The sequence below is a fragment of the Candidatus Borrarchaeum sp. genome (assembly GCF_019058535.1).
GTDB classification, from domain to species: domain Archaea; phylum Asgardarchaeota; class Sifarchaeia; order Borrarchaeales; family Borrarchaeaceae; genus Borrarchaeum; species Borrarchaeum weybense.
Genome location: NZ_JAHPYX010000276.1, coordinates 1 through 16478 on the forward strand (window position 1 = coordinate 1; position 16478 = coordinate 16478).

The window sequence follows — 16478 nt, forward strand, 5'->3', positions numbered from 1 at the left end:
GTTCCAACGAGTATGCACCTTTCTACTTTGGAATTATTTCATGCAAAATTATTTCCTGCAATAGATAACCTAAGAAAAAGTCTAAAACGGAAAATTGAGGGGGTCGATGGTATTGTCAAAGTAGGACGCACGCATCTTCAAGATGCTGTCCCCATCCCGTTATCGACTGAATTCAGCGTTTATTTACGGCAGCTTAATGTCAATCAGATGCGATTAAATGATGCTTGCGAAGAACTGTATTCTATTCCGATTGGAGGTACTGCACTAGGCACAGGAATTGGAACCCATAAGGATTTTGGAAAATTAACTGCATCTCATTTAAAAGCCATTTCTGGATTTCCTTTTCGAACTAATCCAGTAAAGGCTGAAGGGATTGCTTCACATAGCGCAATTGTGAAAACGAGTGGTGTGCTACGACTTTTAGCCCTTTCATGCTTAAAAATGGCGAATGATATTCGTTGGATGGGAAGTGGCCCCCGAGCGGGATTAAACGAATTAATACTCCCTGCTAACGAACCTGGTTCCTCAATAATGCCTGGTAAAATCAATCCAACTCAATCTGAAGCGTTAATACAAGTCTGTTTACAAGTCATCGGAAACGATACCGCCATTTCTTATGCGGAAGGATACGGTAGTATTCTTGATTTAAACGTTACCAAACCTCTGATGATAGTGAATCTCCTTGAATCAGTTTTAATTCTTGCTGGAACTCTTAACTCTTTTGTGATAAACTGTTTGGAAGAGTTGCAAGCGAACACGGCACAAATAAAAACACACTTAGAAAGAATCCTAATGATTGTAACAAATCTGATTCCGCAGATAGGATACGATAAAGCCTCTGAGATAGCTCAAATTGCTTATAAATCAAATAAAACGATAAAAGAAGTTATCTCAGAAATGGGAATTGAACTTAAGGGAGACATCGATGATCTACTTGATCCCCGCAAAATGGTCTAAAAATATTATTTTCGTCCCCTCATCTTGAACTTCTTAAGGAGAAATTGACCCTACTATTGAGAAACCTTTCAGACGAAACTTCATGAGAAGGTTGACTCTCTAACATATTAGGAATCCTTATTTTCATCGCACTTTCACTACAAAAGGATTTAACTTTTTAAATAGCACTATTACCTTTTTATCAACATGTTACCTCATTTTTTTCTTTTCTTTGAGTCTTTGAATATGCCAACGGAATACTACGCGCTCAGAACAATAATACTTATATAATAAGTTTATGTAATGAACGATTACACTATAACAATTTGAAACGATTAGTTAAATAGCTTTTAAAAATATTAGATCGAGTTGTCATAAAAAGTTACAATTTGTAATATAGATACCAACTATTAGTTAGGAATATGGTGACTTAAATGTCTGAAGTGAAGGTTGAAACTCATCTCGAAAAAGAATTCGAACCTAAGATTATAGGCTTCTTTTGTAACTGGTGTTCTTATTCCGCCTCAGATTTGGCTGGCATCTCTAGAATAAGTTATCCTTCCAACATCCGGATTATTAGGGTTATGTGCTCAGGAAGAGTAAACGTGCCACTGATACTAGGGGCCTTCGCTAAGGGTGCAGATGGTGTCCTGATTGCAGGCTGTCACCCTGGAGATTGTCATTACATAAAAGGTAACCTCTGGACTAGAAGGCGAGTTACATTAGTGAAACTCTTTCTTGATGCAATAGGAATCGGTAGCGAGAGGCTCAGGTTAGAATGGATAGGAGCATCTGAAGGACAGAAAGTAGCAGATACCGTTTCAAGTTTTAGTCAGACAATAAAAGAGCTAGGACCAAATCCGATAAAAAGGTGAATAACTATGGATATGCAGTATGTACCAACGATATGCCCATATTGCGGATCTGGATGTGGGATGTATCTTGTGGTCAAGGACGGCAAAATAATAGGCATAGAACCATGGAAGGAACATCCTGTAAACGAAGGGACGAATTGTCCTAAAGGTAGAAGATCTTACTTATTTTTATATAGCGAAGACCGACTTAAAAAGCCATTGCTTAGAAATAACGGCAAATTTGAGGAAATTACTTGGGAGAAGGCACTTGATGTAGTTTCTGCGGCTCTAAAGGATACTTCACCCGAATCCTTTGGTATACTGGGTTCAGGAAAGACCACGAACGAGGCTAGTTATGTGCTTCAGAAGTTTGCTCGGATCGTCATAGGTACCAACAACGTCGAGTATTGTGCCAGATTCTGTCATTCCGCAACAGTTGCAGGGCTTGGACCCACAGTTGGCTCGGGTGTTATGGAGATCTCTCAATTAGATTATGAACTCGCGGATTGCTTTGTCATTGCTGGGGTCAATATCAAAGAAACCTTTCCTATGATCGCAAAAAGGGTGCTTAGAGCGAAGAAGAAGGGAGCCAAGGTAATTGTAATAGATCCACGAAAATCAGTTACTGCAAGACATTTAGCATATATTCACTTACAATTGAGGCCTGGCACAGATGTTGCCTTGATAAATGGCATAATGAGTATTATTATTAATGAAGGACTTGAAAATAGAGAATTTATAGAATCAAGAACTGCTGGTTTCAGTGATTTGCGCGATTTCCTTTCCACGATTGACTTAAAACAAATCGAACAGATCACAGGTATTTCTATAGAAAAAATCAGAGAGGCTGCACTTACCTACGTCAATGCAGAGAGGGGGTGCATCCAATATGATGAAGGTATAACTCAGCACACTACTGGAGCGGATAATGTCAAGGTCCTTGCCGATCTAGCACTTTTGACTGGCCATATTGGAAAGCCAGGAACTGGCGTTAACCCTATGAGGGGGCAAATAAATGGGGAGGGATCAGGGGATATGGGCTGCGTTAATGTCTTCTACCCTGGTTTCAAACGGGTAGGTCAGGAGGCAGCAGAGTTCTTTCAAGAGCGCTGGGGAGTAGAAAATCTTCCAATTAACCCCGGTTTAACCTACATGGACATCGTGCATAAGTGTAAGGCTATTTATGTGGTAGGAACAAATCCTATGATGTCAGGACCTGATACAAATAGTGTAAGGCAGTCTCTTGAGAACCTCGATTTTCTAGTAGTTCAAGACATATTCATGACAGAAACAGCAAAACTTGCAGATGTGGTATTACCAGCAGCTACATGGGTCGAGAGGGAAGGAGTACATGCATGGGTTGATAGAAGAGTTCAAAAGATAAATAAAGTGATTGATCCTCCTGGCGAGGCTAAGCCTGATTGGCGCATAATATGTGATTTGGCTGAAAAGATGGGCTTTAAGGATAAATTCAGTTATGCAAGTCCCAAGGATATATTCGAAGAGATAAGAAAATGCGTTCCCCAGTATGCGGGATTAACTTACGAAAGAATAGAGGAAACAGTAGGAGGGATTCAATGGCCTTGTCCTTCTGAAGATCACCCAGGGACACCTACAATGTTTGTAAAAAAGTTTAATACACCTGATGGTCTTGGTCACTTCCAAGTAGTGGAGTACAGACCTCCAGCTGAATTGCCAGATGAAGAATATCCTTATGTTCTGACTACTGGAAGAAGCATCTTCCATTATCACACTGGGACGATGACTAGGAGAACTGAAGCATTAAATGCAGAAGTGCCTAGTAATTTTGTTCAGATTAATCCTAAAGACGCAATAAAACTGGAAACCACCAATGGGGGATGGGTTGTTTTGAAAACGAGGCGGGGTAGCATTAAAGCTAAGGTAAGGATCACTGAAGATGTGCCTCAAGGGATGGTTTTCACGCCCTTTCACTTCGGCGATTCACCAGCCAATGTATTAACAAACCCAGCCTTTGACCCCAAGTGCAAAATGCCTGAATTCAAAGTATGTGCTGTAAGAATGGAGGTAGAACAATGAATGGTGATATGTATCTCGCCTGGGCTTCAAATGAGGAAAATCGAAATAAGGCAGACTGTGGTGGTGCAGTTACGGCACTTCTGAAGTTTGCATTAGAAAGTGGACTTGTAGATGCAGTACTAGCTATAAAAGCAAGGGATGGCGACAGATATGATGGTATACCTGTGCTAATTACTGATCCAGAAGAAATAAAAGATACTGCAGGAGTTTTGCATTCGAGTTCTATAAATATTCCCCGCTATCTTAAAGAATACATGGCGGGTGTTTATAATCGCAAACTTGCTGTAGTCTGCAAACCGTGTGATGCTAGGGCGATCATTGAACTAACCAAAAGAGATGTCATGCATCTTGAAAATTTACTTCTTATTGGACTAAATTGTACTGGTACGTTCTCACCTGTAACAGCCAAAGAAATGTTCAAAGAAAAATTTGATGTAAATCCCTCAGATGTTATCAAAGAAGAAATTGAAGATGGAAAACTTAAGATAAGATTAAAAGACGAAACAGAAGTAGAAAGAGACCTAAAAGTATTAGAAGAAGAAGGATATGGCAGAAGAGAAAATTGTAGGAGATGTGAAATCAATATTCCAACTATGACGGATATAGCTTGTGGGAGATGGGGAACTACAGACGAAAAAATGACGTTTATCGAGGTTTGTTCCGACAAAGGATCTAATCTTATAGAGAGCGCGATTGAAGCAGGTTCTATTAAAGTGGAAAAACCTAATTCTGAAGCAATAGAAACTAGAAGAAAACAAGATGCACTAGCAATAAAACTAGCTCAAGAGTGGCAAGAGAAAGATTTCGCTCCATTCAAAGCGATGAGTGCTGATGAACGATTTAATTATTGGTTCTCCCAATTTAGTCAGTGCATCAAGTGTTTCGGGTGTAGAGATGCTTGTCCTATATGTTTTTGTGAGCATTGCATGCTTGAGGCGGATAGAGGTTACGTAAGCGGTGGAGAGATACCACCTAATCCTCTATGGCCTATGGTACGAGTCGTGCACGTTATGGACTCTTGCATAAATTGTGGTCAGTGTCAGGATGCATGTCCTATGGAATTGCCATTAGCTAAGTTGATCTTTATGCTGAACAAGGAAGTAGCTCCACGCTTTGATTATGAACCAGGTATAAATGTAGAGTCTCGTGCCCCTTCAGCAACGGTTACTGATACCGAATTGACCATAGAAGATGTGGCATTGTTCCTTAAGAAGTCTGTGTGAAAAGTAGATATAACTTACTTGAAATATATTGACTGAAACTACCAAAAAAGATCTTAAAAGGGAGTACACACCATGAAAGAAGAAATTCAAGCGATTTTTAAATATCTTCAAACTCAGATGAAAGCAGAGTATTCTGTTGACGAAAATATAAATTATGTTAGAGTTTCAAAGCCTAATTACTTCCAAGCTGCTGAGTACTTGAGAAATCAAGGATTCCAGAGATTATTGACGATTAGCGCTGTCGATTGGATAGAACGAGGAACTTTTGAGATATATTTCCTCGTGCATAAACTCCATGAAGACATATACGTTAAGGTAGCAACTGAGATCCCGAGAGATAATCCTACAATTCCAAGCTTGTCGAAACTCTGGCTTAATGCTGCTATGCATGAGAGAGAGGCGTGGGAACTCTTTGGGGTTTCCTTTGAAGGAAATCAAATTCTAAAACCACTATTCTTGGAGGATCCCGTTGAGATTCCCCCCTTTAGATAAGATTTCGATTGGAGAGAATTCGTTGAGAAAAATTATTCATTAGTTCATAATGAAGAGAGATGATGAGAAATGTTTGAAAAGTTAAAAAATGGGCTTACCGTCCTAAAAACAGGGCTTACTCAATTAACTAGTAAGCCAATTACATATAATTTCCCTCCTGAAATGCCAATTGCAAAGAATTCTAGAGGTCGGCACATATTAAACTTAGAAACATGTAAAGGTTGTAAGTTATGCGCTAAGGTTTGCCCAAATGGCGCTATAGAAATGGTTGATAGAGCTGCGTCAGACCAATCCCCCCAGAAAGACGTTGCAGATTACCCCCAACTAGATTTTTCTAGGTGTTGCTTCTGTGGATTATGCGTAGATGTGTGTCCAACAGAGTCGCTTCAAATGACAAACTTCCCTGTAGTAATTGGACCCGATAAAAGTAAATTTATATTTTCGCCAGAAATGCTAGCTCAACCTCCTGAGTTAATGCATCCTGAGGATACGAAGATTTCTGACATTGCGAGTTGGGCACGTTCAAGGAGCCTATGGGTTTTAAATTACTTTACAGGTTGTTGTTTTATTGAAGCTGTACCTTGGGTAAGTAGCGGATTTGATATGGAGAGATTTGGGCTTTTAGTAGCTGATAGTCCAAGACATGCAGATGTACTTCTTATAGGTGGGTATGTTACAGTAAAAACTCTTAGAAGAATTATTAGAATCTACCAACAGATGCCTAAGCCAAAGTTTGTACTGTCATTCGGAAATTGCCCAATGAGTGGTGGTACATACTGGGACAGTTACAACACCATAAAACAAATCGATAAGTATATTCCTGTTGACGTATGGATAGCAGGATGTCCACCTAGACCAGAACCCATAGGTGTCGCAATAGTTGCTGCTATGAAACACATTCAAAACGGATATACAGGTAAAGAAGAAGACGCTACTTTTACTGAAAAACTGAAAGTTCCACCATTTAGCAAGCAAGAAACGCTTAATCCGAATGAAATGCTAATTCCCTTCGGTCCACAGCATGCTGGATCTGGAAACTTTAACCTTAAATTGAAGGTTAATGGAGAAAGTGTGATAGAAGCTACACCTCAAGTGGGATACCTGCACAGAGGGTTTGAAAAACTCATGGAATATAGAACATGGTATCAGAATGCGATGTTGATTCAACGTGTCTGTGTACTTGACGGCGCATCTTACGAGATTGCCTATATTGGTGCCGTTGAAAAAATTGCAGGTTTAGAGGTTCCAGAGAGAGCCAAGTATCTTAGAGTGATACAGGCAGAACTCTCAAGAATACAAAGCCACCTTCTTAACTTAGGGTTAGTCACTGGAGCAGTAGGGTTTAAAACAATGCAAATGATTACGTGGGGCGATAGAGAGAGGTTTCTTCGTCTGCTAGATGAATTAACCGGGGGTCGTATATATCACGTATACAATGTTCCAGGTGGAGTTTTCCGGGATTTAACAGATGATTTTACGGAACTCGCTTTGGAGACTATAAATTATATGAAACAGAGAGTAAACATGTATAACAATCTTATGATGGATAACTCTTCATTCAAGGCAAGGACAATGGATATTGGAAAAATCTCTTCGGATGTTGCAATAGAAAATGATGTTACAGGACCTAACGCCAGGGCTTCAGGCATAAACTTTGATGTGAGAAAGAGTCATCCTTACGAAGCTTATGGTAAACTAGACTTTGAGATCCCCACATTCAAGGAAGGTGATGCATACCATAGAATGGTAGCTAGGATATCAGAAATCGGGGAAAGCCTTAATATGATTGAAGAAGCCTTAAATAACCTACCTCCAGGACCATTTAGGAAGAAATTTGCTCCGTTAAAACGTGTGCCTGAAGGAGAAGCAATAAATTGTATCGAAAGTGCCAGAGGAGAACTATGTTTTCATCTAGTTAGTTCAGGGGCCAACACTCCATATAGAGCTAAAATAAGAGGACCAACCTTTGGTCCTATTCTTGTATTGCTTCCTGAGCTTTTGAAGGGATGTAGCATAGCGGATGTGCCCGTAATCTACTGGAGTCTTGATCAATGCCCCGCAGACCACGATAGATAATCTTAAGAACGATTTCAACTTAACAATTTTTTTTCCATTAATTGTTTTACAAATGACTAAGCCAGAAAGCCTCACCGCTTCAGCGTGAGGTAGTTCACTTGTAATACGATTATCTTTTAATTAACACACGATCTTGTGTTTTTTTCCGCGCATCGGTGAGTAATCTAACGCGATATTACGCGCGCATAAAATAGTAATATTTATATTTGCAACCATGTTTTAGTTGTGTTAGACATTTTATACTTCCGACTTTCTGTGGGCAGTATACCCTTGTTAAATAACAAGCTCAAAAAAAAAACAAACGCAAGAGTTGATAAGAGTGGCAGAAAAAAAAGAAATGGAGATTGGAAATCCGGTTAGAAAGGAGATTGAGAAGTTAATTGCAACTGGAAATCTTAGAAGGCTGCATGAGAAGGCTGGTGAGTTGCATGGGCATTTTTGTAACTACATGACCTACGGCGTGATAGCAGGCTATATTGCGGTGAGAGAATTGGGAATAAAAAGCACTGGCATGGAGGAAGTCATAGCAATCGTTGAGACAAACAATTGTTTCAGCGACGGTGTTCAGATGGTGACTGGGTGCTCCTTTGGAAACAATGCCCTTATATACCGTGATTTTGGCAAGAGTGCAGTAACGGTGGCGAAAAGAGACGGAACGGCAATACGAATTGCCTTAGACCCCGATTTTGAAGATTCTATTGGGGAGGAATATCCTGAGGCATATGGACTATGGGATAAGATCGTTACCAGGAGGGAAGAGGCGACACCAGAAGAGCATGAACGAATGATGAGACTATTCCATGAAATGTCCATCAACGAATTAAGTAAATCAGCAGATGAAATGTTCAGGATAAAGCGCATGAAAATCAACCTGCCTGAGTATGCCCCCATATTTGCTTCAGTAAGATGTTCAATCTGTGGAGAGAACGTCATGGAGACTAGGGCAAGGGTGATAGAAGGCAATCCTGTCTGTATAAACTGTGCCAAAGAAAATTATTACGTCTTAGATGGAAGAGGAATGTCGATAGATTCGTCCTAATACCTGAATATACTCTAGGTGGTGAATCCTAACATGAAAGAACCTTATTTTAGTTCTAAGGATCTAGCGCTGATGGCTATCTTCGCGTCCCTGTCTTCACTGGTCGGATTAACGACTGCTTTCATTCCTGCACCCCTTCCGGGCTTATATGGGGTGATTGCAATCCCTGTAGGTACCATCATCGTTCTAACAATAAGAGCAATCGTTGGAAAGACCGGCGCTGCGACTTTCACTCAATTCGTTAGCGGGGTTATATCAACTATCCTTCCAGGCGGACCGCCAGTGATATGGATAATCATTCCATCATGGGTTCTAGGTGGGGTAGTTATTGACCTTTTCTTCCATGTCACACACAAGGAAATCCAAGATTCACGAGTAGCCGATGGGATCGCTGGTCTCATCTACAACATCCCAGGAGACATTCTCCTGTACTGGGCCTTTATGATGTTCCTTGGTTGGGCGTGGTCATTGCCACTTTTCCTCTATGGGTTCCTCGCAATCCATGCGATTCTAGGAGGATTAGCCGGCGTATACATGCCTTCACTTCTTAACAAACTTACGCCGGTAGTAGATATGGCTTTTGAAAGGTCTAAACAGTAATATTAAATCAGAATCCTTTTTTTTTTTGAGCATGAAAGTACGTATAATTATCCTTAAAGTCTCCAAATGCGTGAATTAAAAATATTAAAGGTATAACTGAAATTATGAGTTTAATTCTTCAGCATAAAGCTCTTTTGTGGAGGCGGCCGCAATTCATTGTATAAAACTAGGAGGCGGACTCATTTCTTACTCGGAAGAACTTCGAAATTTAATTAAGTTCTTGGACAAACTCTCAACATCGTATCAATTGCTTATTGTGCCCGGAGGAGGCCCATTTGCAGACATTGTGAGGGATATTTACAGTCAATATAATCTATCAGAAACTATAGCTCATTGGATGGCAATTCTAGCAATGGATCAATATGGTTTTTTTCTCTCAAATTTGTCTGAAAACACAGTTACAACCCATTCTATTGATAAAGCGAAAGAATTAGCGAAGAAAAATAAATTCCCAATTCTTTTACCATTTCGGTTATTATATGAACAAGATCCTTTGGAACATTCTTGGGATGTCACTTCAGATTCGATTGCCGCATATATCGCCTCCTTGATAAAAGCTGAATCTTTAATTCTTCTTAAGGATGTAGAGGGAATCTTTAAACACGATCCAAAGCAAGAGCCAAGTGAATTGATTGCAAAACTTGATCGGCATGATTTTAGTGCGTTTGAAACTCAGAGATGCGTCGATAAATATTTTCCTAAGATATTGGCACAGAGTAACATCCGTTGCTGGATATTAAATGGAAGACATCCTTCTCGCATACCTGCAGTTTTAAAAGGTCAAAAGCCGATAGGAACTGAAATTCTTTAACTTGACGCTGTTGTAATGCAAATGCAATCAATAATTGTGTTTTTGACATATGTCATAATCTAGGAATTTACTATTAGATTTTTATATGATAAGTCGGCTTTGTTTTAAATCAACAGTATTCAATAGCTTCTTGAAAATAAATTGTAGGGGGAAAATGATGAGAAGAAACAGCAAGTTTCTTATTAGTATCATCAGTGCGGTTATAGTCTGTCTTTTACTTAGTACGGCGACAACAACAATTGCTGCGGGAGACTTCGGTAATTTAGAAACTGGAGACGAAATGTCATGGAAATTGGATTGGGATCCTACGGATCCTACCAGTCCGGTTACGTACATCGAGGTCAAGATACTTGATATTAGTGGAACCGTGCTCACATATAGTTATAAAACTACAGTAACTTATGACTCTACCAGTTCCACTGACGAAGGTACATATTCGGATTCGAGTGCCATAATCTTCATGCTATATCCTCAGAGTTACTTGCAGCAAATGAAAGCTGATGCTGAAGCAAATGCAGATAGCACTTATTCTGAAGCTAATTTCAATTGGAAAGGAGGACGGTATAAGACACACTACTTCAAATACGTCGATTCTAGTGGAGACATTCTGGAACTCTGGTTTGATAGAGATACTGGAATATTGTTCGAATGGCGATTCACTACAGGTGGAACAGCTCAAACATGGATTGAATTACAAAGTACAACTGCAAGTCTAACAAAAGCAGGTATATGCTTCGGTACAATCCTTATTAGTTTGGTTTCCGTCACAACACTAGTTGCCATTAGCTTGGTACGATACCAAAAGAAGAAAAAAATCTAAATCTTCACTTTTTTTTATTTTGCACAGCATTGTAAACTTTGGTACGTAGAGATATGCTTGTTTTAAGATAAGGTTGAAATCTTATTGCATTTTTTTAATTTTAGTTGACTACATAGATCGCTATTGGATGACTATTTTTCACAAAAAATGTATAAGAAAGTTTTACGATTTTCATTTTAATAAAGTAAATCACATGAGGGAAATTCATGGGGAGAACAAGAGAAAAATTTCTTTTAAGCATTCTCAGCGTTTTCATGGTCTGTCTTTTGGCAAGCACAGCAACGACAACGGTTGCTGCTGGAGAATGGGGAAATTTAGCAGTTGGCGATACAATGGAATGGGATACCGACGCAACAACCGTCATGGAAGATGAGAGCACGTGGTCCTTAGAATTCACCACTCAGATGGAAATCCTTGAGATTAATGATGGCACTGTCAGGGCCAAAACGGCAATGTCTTTATTCGGTAGCACGTTTACTAGTACAGAAACTGACGATGACTGGAGACCCTTTTTATATTCTCAGTCGCAGTTGGAAGGTGCACCAACAGAGAATTATAATTTTGATGGAAACAACTATGAAGCTGCCAATATAAATTATGAAGAGACAGAAGATGGTACAACATGGACAATGGAAGTTTGGATTGATTCTGGTACTGGTATCCTTTTTGAAGCACAAGGTTCCAGTGACCGGGGAGATAGTTTAGAAGTTCAACTAGTTTCTACAACTGCAAATCTAACTTCAGCTGGAGGATTATGTCTCGGTACGCTCTTGATTGCCTTCGCTTCTGTTGCAACACTCGTTGTTATTAGCTTGGTACGATATCACAAGAAGTAAAAAACTTAAATCTTCATTTCTTTTTTTTATCAAGCTTTGAAGCCTTAGGTATAGATATGAAATGAAAATTCGGAGATGCTGATTTTTTATTAGATTTTTTTTGCCCTGACTGCAAGAAACGCACCAATCATGCGTAAAATCGAAGATTCCATGATTTTTTGCTCAATTCTCTCTACAAATGGAAAAAAACGTTTAGGGGTAAACGGAGGGGCAAATACAGCACCTTTTATATCTATTTCACTAAATTTTGCACCTTTAAGCAATTTTATGAGTTCAAAAGAAGTATAGAACTTAGCATACGAAAAAATATCTTTTGAAATTATACCTCGTATTTTCCTATCAAAGGACCAAGAGCTCAGCGATGTAAGGACGCCTAAGATGAATTGTCCTCCTGATTTAAGAACTCGCCTAATTTCTTGCAGGAGTTTCTCTACGTTATTAACAAATTCTAAGGTTGTCATAGCTGAAACTATATCAAAAGCTTCATTCTGAAAGGGTAAGTTTTCAATATCACCAAGAACGAGTGATCCTTGATTTTTACCAATTTTTTCATTAGCTTTTCTAATCATATCTTTTGAAAAGTCAATTCCAATTACTTCAAAGTTTTTCTGCAATAAGAATTGTAGAAGGACACCAGTTCCCGTTCCTAGATCAAGCACCAAAGTATTTGAGGGCAAATCTCTTAAGAAACTTTGAAATACGCGTTTTTCTACTCGATCTGCGTAAGCACCAAGAGGAGTGTCATACCAGAAATCATAGAAGCCAGAAATCGAATTAAATCCCGAACGCACAACAGTTTTGTGTTTCAAGTTTCTTCAATCCTCTAACGCTTTAGCTACTTTGCACACCGTTTGAGCAAGGTTTAACGGCTCAACTCCAAATAATATGATTAGGGGTTCAATTCCTATATCACCATGATCATAGATACCATCAGGGACTTCTTTTAAGGTCAACAATGCGAATGGAGTAACACATTTCTCCTTAACATAACTTTCTGGTGCTTTTTCCCCAAATTCTATCAGTTCTAATCCTAGAGATTTGCAAGCCGAGACTATCTTCAGATCATTTCTTAAGGATATTGCAGCCCTCTTCTCTTTATCAATTGTCAAAGCAGTAAGGATTACTGATCCCATATATTTTGACCATCCAAATTCAACTTCCCCTACCGCAGTCGCTTGATTCTTTACTTTTATAATACGCCCAGTTAACCCAGCTACATCCTCTCTTGTTTTTGCATTCTCAAGAGCGTAGACCATATTTGAGCCAACTTCTGGAATTAGTTTGCTAAATTCCTTACACTCTTCAAGCATTTTAATTGCATCTTGTAATGAACTAATAATTTTCTTTGAATCTTGATTTTTTTCGCTTTTTGGCATTCAAGTCAACCCATAGAATTTGAAAGATATTTTAAAATAGCCTAGAATAAATATCTTCTTTCTTTTTAATCACTAGATCCTTTCCGTTCTTTTTCAGAAGTATATTTTTCTTTGAAGTGAATTTTCCCGCGATTGTACATGGTCTTAGAGGCGTAAGCGCATTTATAATATCCTCAGTATTCTCATTACTAGCGCCGATTAGTATGCTACCAAATGAAGATGCTGAAAAAATGTCTCCGTCTAACGCTGTAACCAAAGTGTACCCTAAATTATCCCAGGGTATCAAATCTGAATCAAGTTCTATTCCCAAACTTGACGCATTTGCGAATTCATTGAGAGCTGTAATCAAGCCTCCTTCAGCCAGATCATGCATTGCAATAGCTCCATTTTCTGCAGCTTTTATAGCACAGTCTAAGACTGTTAAATATGATAAATCTGACGCGATATCTTCTGGTTTTGTTTCACAGTGTTCTGAGAATATCACTGGTTTGAAATTTGCCACTGCCCATGCAATTTCACGAGTAACTGGACCTACAATTATCAATGAATCTCCTGGCTTCAGATTTTGTGGATTAAGTATATTTCGTTCTTCACTTGTAAATGTAAACGCAGTAGTAGAAAAAATAGGAGTCTGTAGGCCATTATACGCGCCAGTATGCCCACCTAGGATCTTTATGTCATATTTTTTTGCTTCTTTTCCAAGAATATCCATATTATTTTCTAACCAAGCTGAATCAAAACCAGGAGGATAATAAATCCCTAAAATTAAATATTGGGGTCTAATACCAGAGAGTGATACATCTCCAGCAGAATAATGGACAGAAAAAAAGCCGTAATGATTCAATGGCACCCCAATGACAGGATCTGATGCTGAAATTAGAAAGCCGCTCGCTGTTTGTGCAACAGAAAAATCTAGGCGTGGAGTCTCAACAGAGGAAATGTATGACAAAACAAGGCGTTGGAGCTCTTTTAAAGTGAGTTTTCCCTTATGTAATTTCATACATTAACCTTCTTGAGTAGTTATTGTACATATGAGTTGTTCCCCGTTTTTATTACCAATATATAAGTGAGTTATATAAATGAGTTATATCATATAATGTGGTATGCCATATTAGTTGGCGGGTTGTTAATAATGAGTGAATCAAAATCCTATAGCAATTCAACATTAGAGTCAACAGCATTTCTTATCGCACAAATCGCGATCCTGTCATCGCTGGTAGCGTTCCTCAAAATACTCACGATACCAATGCCAATCCCCCTTGGCAGTATTGATGCCTCATCTGTTCTAATCTTCGCAATTGCCATTTTATACGGTCCTAGTTTTGCAACTCCTGTGATCTGTATCGGGCAATTTGTCGGTTTACTTTACTTAACAGCTTTGTTTGGATTTCCCGCCGTCTTTATTCCAGGAATAGTTGCTGTAAGAGGTGCTGAAGCATTTATTGTTGGTAAGTTACGGCATAAGAATGGCAATAGTGGAAAATGGGAAATTTTTGCAATGATAATCGGAGCACTTTGGGAAACAGGAGCATTTGTTTTGGCAGATACCTATCTATTCGGTCCTGGATTCGGCCTAATTGTGGCATTTACTATCATAGACGCGATCTGGATTATTCCAGCCGTTGGTTGTATTGCCGCGCTAAGAAGAATCTTTGAGGCCAAGTATTTTGACGACTATTTTGGCTTTGCTGATAACGAGCAATTGAAAAAGAAACTACTTTATCCGTCTTTAGTAGCCATAATAATTTCATGGATTCTAATAATCTTAGCTCCGTTAGCCGGCATCCTACTTTAACTCATGCCTTCCTTATTTTTATTTTTGAGTGAGTTAAGATTTACAATTTTATTATTTTGAACTGAGGAGAGAGGATTCTTTGTCCCTTGCATTTTGGGCATTTTGAAGGATATTTTATTCTCTTTTTATCAAAAGTAAACCCACATACTTGACATCGAGCAGGTTTCATTATCAATTTTTGAGGGAGCCGTTTTAAAGAGCGTTCTATGTGTTGAAGATCGTTAACAAGTAACTTTTTATCATAAATTTCAAGTTCCATACATAAATCCTCAATTGTAGTGAATATTCCATCTTGTAAAATTCGTTGGATTTTTTCCCGTCTTGTTAACATCTCAGAGGTTATTCTTACTTCCTCCATTGCAGTTTCTTTAGCAAGGTGACCAGAGATATAAGTTGATTTACAATTAGCAATCAACGATTTTAAATACAAGTTTTGTGGGTTATATTTAAGACTCTTAAACACCTGTTTTTTGGCTAATTCGGGTGTAAGAACAGTCAAAAAGAGTTTAAAGTTTTGGATAATTTCGGTTTAGTCTTGTAATAGAATAATCTTGAAGTACTGGGGGTATATCATATTGAGTATAGCTCTTGATATTGGGAGAACTTATGAGCTTTTCAAGGATTATGCAATGAATAGGAATTACAAAGATGCTATGGATTTAATTGACCAAGCAATAAAAGTCGAGTTGGATCCAAAGCGTATTTTTACAGAAGTCATTGCAAGAGCTTTAAAAGAAATCCAAGATTTCCGCGAGGAAGGTTATGTGACAGTTTCAGCATTTCAGGTTCTTGCAGTGGCAAAAATTGCAGAAGATGCGGTTAAGAAAATAAAAGATTTATTGACGGAGAAAAAAGAAAAAACTGGAACGATAGTTCTTGGCAATATACAAAGAGATCATCATGTTCTTGGATCAGAAATCTTAAAGGTTTTTTTGGTGTCTGAAGGGTGGGATGTCATATATCTTGGTGCTGACACTCCTGCCAGAGAATTTGTAAATGTTGCCAAAGAAAATAACGCCGATTTGATATTAGTCTCATCCATGATGATGAATACAATGGCTGGGATTATTGATATCCGTGAACTTCTAAATAGAGAAAATCTATCAGAAAAAATCAAATTAATGGTCGGTGGTGCGCCTTTTAATTTCAATTTAAATCTAGCAAAAAAAGTGAAAGCGGATGCTATGGGAATGGATGTATTCGAAGCTGTTCAATATGCCCAGCAACTAAAGAAATTCGGAAAAATTGTGGATTACAAGGCGGAAAAGAAGGAAGGTTTGTTCAGACGAATCTTCAGATTTTTCAAGGTAGGTAGGAGGTAAATTAAAATGAGTGAAATGACACCTTTAGAGAGAGTTTTAACTGCTGTTAAACATGAAACGCCCGATAGGGTACCAATTTTCATTCTTATGTCTACCATTGGCGCAAAAATGTCTGGATTGGCTTATAAAGACTACTATACCAGTGGCGAAAATATTGCACAGATGCAAATTAAACTGCAACAGGAGCTTGGGTATGATTGCCTTCTTGGACTCAGCTACATAGCTCAGGAAGTTGAACCA

18 protein-coding genes are annotated in these 16478 nt (G+C 38.6%); 14 read left to right on the forward strand and 4 right to left on the reverse strand.

The genetic code is table 11. From position 1 onward, the window contains the following. The 11 genes from QVB70_RS17760 to QVB70_RS17810 all read left to right on the forward strand — a co-directional run. A partial coding sequence (locus QVB70_RS17760; RefSeq protein WP_287589105.1) for a lyase family protein occupies positions 1–957 on the forward strand: 957 nt, incomplete at its 5' end. A gap of 413 nt (positions 958–1370) precedes the next feature. After that, positions 1371–1811, forward strand: coding sequence for a hydrogenase iron-sulfur subunit (locus QVB70_RS17765; protein WP_287589107.1), 441 nt, complete (start codon positions 1371–1373; stop codon positions 1809–1811). Between the two features lie 6 nt (positions 1812–1817). Continuing rightward, complete coding sequence (fdhF, locus tag QVB70_RS17770; RefSeq protein WP_287589110.1) at positions 1818–3848, forward strand: formate dehydrogenase subunit alpha; 2031 nt, start codon at positions 1818–1820, stop codon at positions 3846–3848. Then, positions 3845–5071: a Coenzyme F420 hydrogenase/dehydrogenase, beta subunit C-terminal domain gene (locus tag QVB70_RS17775; protein ID WP_287589112.1), complete on the forward strand. Its 1227-nt coding sequence runs from the start codon at positions 3845–3847 to the stop codon at positions 5069–5071. The genes fdhF and QVB70_RS17775 overlap by 4 nt, the downstream gene beginning before the upstream one ends. 72 nt (positions 5072–5143) lie before the next feature. Then, positions 5144–5563, forward strand: coding sequence for an NADH-quinone oxidoreductase subunit C (locus QVB70_RS17780; protein WP_287589115.1), 420 nt, complete (start codon positions 5144–5146; stop codon positions 5561–5563). A 69-nt stretch (positions 5564–5632) separates the two neighbouring features. Next, a complete protein-coding gene (locus QVB70_RS17785; protein ID WP_287589117.1) occupies positions 5633–7639 on the forward strand; it encodes an NADH-quinone oxidoreductase subunit D in 2007 nt (668 codons plus the stop codon). Positions 7640–7958: 319 nt separating this feature from the next. Further along, complete coding sequence (locus QVB70_RS17790; RefSeq protein ID WP_287589119.1) at positions 7959–8678, forward strand: FmdE family protein; 720 nt, start codon at positions 7959–7961, stop codon at positions 8676–8678. Positions 8679–8711: 33 nt separating this feature from the next. Further along, complete coding sequence (locus tag QVB70_RS17795) at positions 8712–9278, forward strand: hypothetical protein (RefSeq protein ID WP_287589121.1); 567 nt, start codon at positions 8712–8714, stop codon at positions 9276–9278. Positions 9279–9414: 136 nt separating this feature from the next. Then, positions 9415–10089, forward strand: a complete 675-nt coding sequence (locus tag QVB70_RS17800; protein ID WP_287589124.1) for a hypothetical protein — start codon at positions 9415–9417, stop codon at positions 10087–10089. Between the two features lie 157 nt (positions 10090–10246). Beyond that, a complete protein-coding gene (locus tag QVB70_RS17805) occupies positions 10247–10909 on the forward strand; it encodes a hypothetical protein (protein WP_287589126.1) in 663 nt (220 codons plus the stop codon). Positions 10910–11115: 206 nt separating this feature from the next. Beyond that, positions 11116–11745: a hypothetical protein gene (locus QVB70_RS17810; protein WP_287589128.1), complete on the forward strand. Its 630-nt coding sequence runs from the start codon at positions 11116–11118 to the stop codon at positions 11743–11745. 89 nt (positions 11746–11834) lie between these two features. On the opposite strand, the gene QVB70_RS17815 is transcribed toward QVB70_RS17810, so the two are convergent. The 3 genes from QVB70_RS17815 to QVB70_RS17825 are packed head-to-tail and all read right to left on the reverse strand — an operon-like array spanning position 11835 to position 14121. After that, the gene (locus tag QVB70_RS17815) at positions 11835–12554 is read right to left on the reverse strand and encodes a class I SAM-dependent methyltransferase (protein WP_287589130.1); all 720 of its coding nucleotides are present in this window, start codon (positions 12552–12554) and stop codon (positions 11835–11837) included. 6 nt (positions 12555–12560) lie between these two features. Beyond that, the gene (locus QVB70_RS17820; RefSeq protein WP_287589132.1) at positions 12561–13121 is read right to left on the reverse strand and encodes a thiamine-phosphate synthase family protein; all 561 of its coding nucleotides are present in this window, start codon (positions 13119–13121) and stop codon (positions 12561–12563) included. Between the two features lie 31 nt (positions 13122–13152). After that, positions 13153–14121, reverse strand: a complete 969-nt coding sequence (locus QVB70_RS17825) for an AIR synthase-related protein (RefSeq protein ID WP_287589135.1) — start codon at positions 14119–14121, stop codon at positions 13153–13155. Between the two features lie 132 nt (positions 14122–14253). Between QVB70_RS17825 and QVB70_RS17830 the strand changes: the two genes are divergently transcribed. Further along, positions 14254–14916 carry a hypothetical protein gene (locus tag QVB70_RS17830; RefSeq protein ID WP_287589137.1) on the forward strand — a complete coding sequence of 221 codons (663 nt, stop codon included), beginning with the start codon at positions 14254–14256 and terminating at the stop codon, positions 14914–14916. 40 nt (positions 14917–14956) lie between these two features. On the opposite strand, the gene QVB70_RS17835 is transcribed toward QVB70_RS17830, so the two are convergent. Continuing rightward, on the reverse strand, positions 14957–15274 hold the full coding sequence (locus QVB70_RS17835) for a hypothetical protein (protein WP_287589139.1): 318 nt from the start codon (positions 15272–15274) through the stop codon (positions 14957–14959). A 217-nt stretch (positions 15275–15491) separates the two neighbouring features. Here QVB70_RS17835 and QVB70_RS17840 point away from each other — a divergent pair, with 217 nt between their 5' ends. Both QVB70_RS17840 and QVB70_RS17845 read left to right on the forward strand, forming a co-directional pair. After that, the gene (locus QVB70_RS17840) at positions 15492–16238 is read left to right on the forward strand and encodes a B12-binding domain-containing protein (protein WP_287589140.1); all 747 of its coding nucleotides are present in this window, start codon (positions 15492–15494) and stop codon (positions 16236–16238) included. A 6-nt stretch (positions 16239–16244) separates the two neighbouring features. Next, on the forward strand, positions 16245–16478 hold a 234-nt coding region (locus QVB70_RS17845; RefSeq protein ID WP_287589142.1), incomplete at its 3' end, for a uroporphyrinogen decarboxylase family protein.

Coding starts and splice junctions, on each gene's coding strand:
- QVB70_RS17835 (WP_287589139.1), bottom strand. CDS start 15,274: ATGGAGGAAGTAAGAATAACCTCTGAGATGTTAACAAGACGGGAAAAA.
- QVB70_RS17825 (WP_287589135.1), bottom strand. CDS start 14,121: ATGAAATTACATAAGGGAAAACTCACTTTAAAAGAGCTCCAACGCCTT.
- QVB70_RS17830 (WP_287589137.1), top strand. CDS start 14,254: ATGAGTGAATCAAAATCCTATAGCAATTCAACATTAGAGTCAACAGCA.
- QVB70_RS17795 (WP_287589121.1), top strand. CDS start 8,712: ATGAAAGAACCTTATTTTAGTTCTAAGGATCTAGCGCTGATGGCTATC.
- QVB70_RS17765 (WP_287589107.1), top strand. CDS start 1,371: ATGTCTGAAGTGAAGGTTGAAACTCATCTCGAAAAAGAATTCGAACCT.
- fdhF (WP_287589110.1), top strand. CDS start 1,818: ATGGATATGCAGTATGTACCAACGATATGCCCATATTGCGGATCTGGA.
- QVB70_RS17805 (WP_287589126.1), top strand. CDS start 10,247: ATGAGAAGAAACAGCAAGTTTCTTATTAGTATCATCAGTGCGGTTATA.
- QVB70_RS17810 (WP_287589128.1), top strand. CDS start 11,116: ATGGGGAGAACAAGAGAAAAATTTCTTTTAAGCATTCTCAGCGTTTTC.
- QVB70_RS17775 (WP_287589112.1), top strand. CDS start 3,845: ATGAATGGTGATATGTATCTCGCCTGGGCTTCAAATGAGGAAAATCGA.
- QVB70_RS17780 (WP_287589115.1), top strand. CDS start 5,144: ATGAAAGAAGAAATTCAAGCGATTTTTAAATATCTTCAAACTCAGATG.
- QVB70_RS17820 (WP_287589132.1), bottom strand. CDS start 13,121: ATGCCAAAAAGCGAAAAAAATCAAGATTCAAAGAAAATTATTAGTTCA.
- QVB70_RS17785 (WP_287589117.1), top strand. CDS start 5,633: ATGTTTGAAAAGTTAAAAAATGGGCTTACCGTCCTAAAAACAGGGCTT.